Below are 4,544 nucleotides of genomic sequence, written 5' to 3'. Positions count from 1 at the left end.
CCGCGGCTTTTGCGGTTGGAGGTTTCACCGTCGCACCGGAAACCGCGGTTTTTGCGGTTGGAGGTTTCACCCTAGCAGCGGTCACCGTGGAGCGGTCCGCAAAGTCGTAGCACGCCACGGCACCCCCACCGGCCAGAACCGCCACGCGAATAACGGTAGTCACTACAGCAACCGCGTCAACGCCGCGGGTACCGGACACTGCACGTCGACTGTGTGGTTAGTAAACGGATCGGTAAACACCAAACGTTGCGCCAACAGCGCTTGCCCCTCCTGGACACTAACATCCCCGCCATATAGGGCATCGCCTACCAACGGATGACCTAGGTAAGCCATGTGTACCCTAATCTGGTGCGTCCTGCCCGTACGTAACGTGCATCTAACCAAAGTCGCTTGCTGTCCCCGCTTGAGCACCACGTAATCGGTGCGCGCGTATTGGCCCGCTGAATCCACGCGACGATGTACACCATCCTGGTCACGACCCAACGCCACTTCCAGGCGACCCCAGTTTTGGGGAACTACGCCGCCAACAACCGCCAAGTATTCTTTGTGCACCGTCTGATCCACCCCTAGCCGATCCAGACGCGCCTGAGCCAGCGGGTGCTTCGCTACCAGCACCACGCCCGCAGTGTCACGATCCAGACGCGTAATGATGGCGGGCTGTGCCGCGTCATACCCCTGTTGCACGAGGTATCCCGCCACTACGTTCAGCAGACTCCCCCGCGGATTGCTTGGACCCGGTACGCTAGCGCATCCGCCAGGCTTGTTCACCACCAGCCAGTTTTCGTCTTCAAATAAAATGTCCAGGTTGCCATCAGCCGGAACAACCGGTTTGTCGGTCGGCAATGCAAAGATGACCTGATCACCACTGGCCAGCGGTACATTGCCCACCGTCTTGCCCTTGACGGTGATGGCATGACCGTCCGCCATACGCTTAAACAGCCGGTAGCTAACACCGTAGCGATCCAATAGCCTCTTTGTGGTTGTTTCATTCCGGGCAGTTAGTTGAAACGTAAATTGCATGCTGGCACCCCCTCGTATTAACCGTATCATTCTACCATCTGGTGCCGATTTACACGAGTTAGTCCCTCTTCCCTAATTCGCCAAGTAGACCAATAGCAAAGGAGCCGCGGCTACGTCACCGCGACTCCTGTTTGAACAAAGTAGACACCACTAGTCCGTTATTATTACTGGTTGCCGTACATTAATTCGTATTACCATACCAACACTACTTCAATTGCTGCAGCACCTTAGCTGGTACGTCCTTTGCGTTCACACTGAAGGGGCCCTTAGTCACGCGAGTCTTGCTAACATCTGCCTTCACGTAACTACCAGGTGCCAACGGGGTAGGGTTCGCACTGGATTGTTCAAAGCCAACGGTGCGTGTTTGTCCGTCGGTAGTTACCCACTTAAAGGTGTAGTCGTACGAATATTCTTGACGGCCCTGACTATCGGTCACTTTCTTGCCGTCGCTATCCCTGGTCACCGTCTTTTTCGGAGTGGCTGGTACAACCGCGTACGCCGTGTCCGAACGGTACACATTGAGGTACTCCTTGATACCGACAAAACCAACGCCACCAACGATCACTACCGCGATGATTGCCCAGATTAACTTCTTCATTGTGTAAACCTCCGTCATGTGTAATTGATTGAATAATCATATTATCGCCAAATTCATCTTTGCGCACACCAGACCTAAGACCGATTTATGGCTTGCTCATGCGAACGTATGTTCGTATAATGGTGGGCAGAGGGAGGTGTGACGCTTTGGATTACCAATATGAACCCCACGGAGTATTCTTTTTAATCGACAGCCGCTCGTTTTACGCGTCGACTGAGTGTGTCGCCCGCGATTTGCACCCCCTCAAAGTTGCTCTCGTCGTCATGTCCGAGCAGGAAAATACCAATGGTGGTTTAATTCTCGCAACATCCCCCAAAGCCAAGAGGATGTACCACCTACAGGCCAACGTATCCCGTCAGCGTGATCTGCCTCAAGACGAGCAACTAATCGTGGTCCCTCCGCGGATGAACATGTACATTCAGAAGAACCTCCAGATTAACCAAATCTTTCAACGGTACACGGCCCCCGCCGATATCTGGCCATACTCCATTGATGAAGCCATCCTCAATTTAACGCACTCTTGGCGCCTGTCTGGACAAAGTCCGTGGGATGTTGCGCGTAAAATCCAGCTCACAATTCACGAAGAGACGGGGATTTACACCACCGTCGGCATTGGCAATAACCCTTTGCAGGCCAAAGTTGCGCTCGATATTTACGCCAAGCACAATCACGATAACATTGCGGAGATCAACTATCAGAACGTACCGCAACGCCTGTGGACAATCACAAACATGGAGGATGTTTGGAGCATCGGCCACCGCACGGCCAACCACCTCCGCAAAATCGGCATCAACAATATCTGGGACCTCGCCCACGCTAACCCCTACGCACTCCGCGCAGAGTTTGGGCTGGTTGGCGAGCAACTATTTGCCCTTGCCTGGGGCATTGACCGTGCGCATCCCGGTCAGGTAGAGCCTCCTAAATCACCGAGTATCAGTAACTCACAGGTACTCCCCCGTGACTACGTGCACCGCGACGAAATTCGCCTGGTGGTCAAAGAAATTGGCGAACAGGTTGCCGCACGACTGCGACACCGCCATCTGCAATGCACCAAAGTTAGCTTGAGCATCGGCTTTAACTACGCATCGGCTAGTGTTGCTAACCGTGGTGGTTTCGGGGCCGAGGTCACCGTCAGCGCCACTAACAGCAACCATGACATTATCGCCGCCCTACTACGTATCTTTGACCATTATTGGACCGGCGAGGGCGTCCGCAATATTGCCGTCAGTTGCGGGCACCTCGGTAATGACAGCGGCCAGCAGCTAGAACTGTTCCGTCCGTTGCAACAACAAATTCGCGATAACACCCTTGAACGCACGGTAGACACCATTCGCTCACGGTTTGGTTTCACCGCACTCGTCTACGCCAAAAGCAAACTCACTGGCGGCACGGCCATCAACCGCGCCGGGCTCGTGGGCGGACATAATGGAGGTAATAGCTATGAATAAGGACGCAGATACCATCAATCAGCGTGTCGACCAACTATTTACGCGGCACAGTCGGACCCGTTACTGGATTACGCTGGTGGACGACCGCTACAACCACAGCTTCAACTTTTTCTTCAATATTTTGCCCCAAAAGCAGCGGCACAAATCCATCCCCCTACACTCGTTACCCAGTGACGACCTAGAACGACTAGAACTAACCGTCAATGCGATTCATGAACACACCAAACTGACCATCGAGATTCGGGGATTTCAGGGGATGCGCTGGCCGATCAGCGGCAACGTTATCCAAAGGAAGCAACGTAGTGACGATGCCTAGAAAAACTGCTTTAGCCGTAATTACTGGCAATTGATTACGATAACATTTGGCCTGCCCGCCAACACGTTGTAAACTAGACCTAGCGATTAAATTAGTAACGAAGGACGGTGCTTGCATGCAACCAAACCTGTTAAACATTCACCATGGCTTTAACTTCCGTGATCTTGGCGGGTACACCACCACCGACGGCCGGCGTATCCGGAACCACCGCCTGGTGCGTTCGGGCAAACTGGACCAGTTGTCGGACCGCGACGTGCACTTTCTCAGTGAATATGGTGTCCGCCACGACGTAGACTTCCGCTCGCCGGATGAGCAGAGCCAAGCACCCGACCGGCAGCTTCCGGCGGCCAACTATTCCTCCCTACCCGTTTTCATTACCGACCAAACTCAGGTATCCAAAACGTGGGAAGAAGAACAGGCCGAGTTCTCGCAGGATGCCCAGGGCGGATTCAAAAACATGGTGCAGACCTATCGCAACCTGGTGCTACAAAAGCCGGCGCAGGATGCCTACCAGCGGTTCTTCAGGGTATTACTTAGTAGCAATCAGGAACACGCCACACTTTTCCATTGCACCGCCGGTAAGGACCGTACGGGTATGGGCGCCGTGTACTTACTCAGCGCACTCGGCGTTGACTCCCAAACCATTCGGGCCGATTACCTGGCCGCCAACCAGTTCATCCAGACACCACTAAACGATATTATGCAGGAAACGCGCGATCACGGCGGTAACGCCAACTTGTTGCAAAGTATCCACGACCTGTGGACCGTCCACGGGGAATTCTTAGACAGCGCGTTGGCAACCATTAAGGCGGATTACGGCGGCATGGACACGTACCTACACGACGTTATTGGCCTATCCAAGACGGACCGCGATGATTTGCAGCGGTTGTACTTGGAGGAAGCGGGATAAAGGAACACAGAGCGGAACCGTGCGGTTAGAAGGTAGAGTGTAAGTGATGCGGACGAGCCAGCCCGCTTTTGGCTGGGTGGTCCGCATTGCTTACACGGCACCTTCTGCACGGTGGAGCTCGACTATGAAACAGAGCGCAGCCCCGCGGTTAGAAACCGGAGCATAACGTACTTTGATGGTGAAGCCCGCACTTGGCTTCATCGTCAAAGTGGGTTATGTGCAGGTTTCTGCGGGGTGGAGCTCGACTATGAA

Annotated in this window: 5 protein-coding genes; 3 read left to right on the top strand and 2 right to left on the bottom strand. The window is 54.0% G+C overall.

Annotation, left to right across the window (positions count from 1 at the left end; translation table 11 throughout):
• Positions 1-162: 162 nt before the first annotated feature.
• On the bottom strand, positions 163-1,020 hold the full coding sequence (locus tag LPA02S_RS10785; protein WP_056956805.1) for an RluA family pseudouridine synthase: 858 nt from the start codon (positions 1,018-1,020) through the stop codon (positions 163-165).
• A gap of 205 nt (positions 1,021-1,225) precedes the next feature.
• Positions 1,226-1,618 (bottom strand): DUF1093 domain-containing protein, encoded by a 393-nt coding sequence (locus LPA02S_RS10780; protein ID WP_054650234.1) that lies wholly within the window; start codon positions 1,616-1,618, stop codon positions 1,226-1,228.
• 119 nt (positions 1,619-1,737) lie between these two features.
• Here LPA02S_RS10780 and LPA02S_RS10775 point away from each other — a divergent pair, with 119 nt between their 5' ends.
• From LPA02S_RS10775 to LPA02S_RS10765, 3 genes are all read left to right on the top strand, one after another.
• Entirely contained in the window at positions 1,738-3,066 is a 1,329-nt protein-coding gene (locus LPA02S_RS10775; protein WP_054650233.1) for a Y-family DNA polymerase, read from the top strand.
• The gene (locus LPA02S_RS10770) at positions 3,059-3,382 is read left to right on the top strand and encodes an acetyl-CoA carboxylase (protein ID WP_156302112.1); all 324 of its coding nucleotides are present in this window, start codon (positions 3,059-3,061) and stop codon (positions 3,380-3,382) included. Before LPA02S_RS10775 ends, LPA02S_RS10770 begins: the two co-directional genes overlap by 8 nt.
• 115 nt (positions 3,383-3,497) lie before the next feature.
• Complete coding sequence (locus LPA02S_RS10765; RefSeq protein WP_054650229.1) at positions 3,498-4,292, top strand: tyrosine-protein phosphatase; 795 nt, start codon at positions 3,498-3,500, stop codon at positions 4,290-4,292.
• Positions 4,293-4,544 lie beyond the last annotated feature (252 nt).

It is taken from the genome of Lacticaseibacillus pantheris DSM 15945 = JCM 12539 = NBRC 106106, from assembly GCF_001591865.1.
GTDB lineage: Bacteria > Bacillota > Bacilli > Lactobacillales > Lactobacillaceae > Lacticaseibacillus > Lacticaseibacillus pantheris.
This window is presented reverse-complemented; position numbering and strand designations above follow the sequence as displayed.

Bases quoted from the DNA above. Each gene is read 5' to 3' on its own strand.
- LPA02S_RS10780 (WP_054650234.1), bottom strand. From the start codon at position 1,618: ATGAAGAAGTTAATCTGGGCAATCATCGCGGTAGTGATCGTTGGTGGC.
- LPA02S_RS10770 (WP_156302112.1), top strand. From the start codon at position 3,059: ATGAATAAGGACGCAGATACCATCAATCAGCGTGTCGACCAACTATTT.
- LPA02S_RS10785 (WP_056956805.1), bottom strand. From the start codon at position 1,020: ATGCAATTTACGTTTCAACTAACTGCCCGGAATGAAACAACCACAAAG.
- LPA02S_RS10775 (WP_054650233.1), top strand. From the start codon at position 1,738: ATGGTGGGCAGAGGGAGGTGTGACGCTTTGGATTACCAATATGAACCC.
- LPA02S_RS10765 (WP_054650229.1), top strand. From the start codon at position 3,498: ATGCAACCAAACCTGTTAAACATTCACCATGGCTTTAACTTCCGTGAT.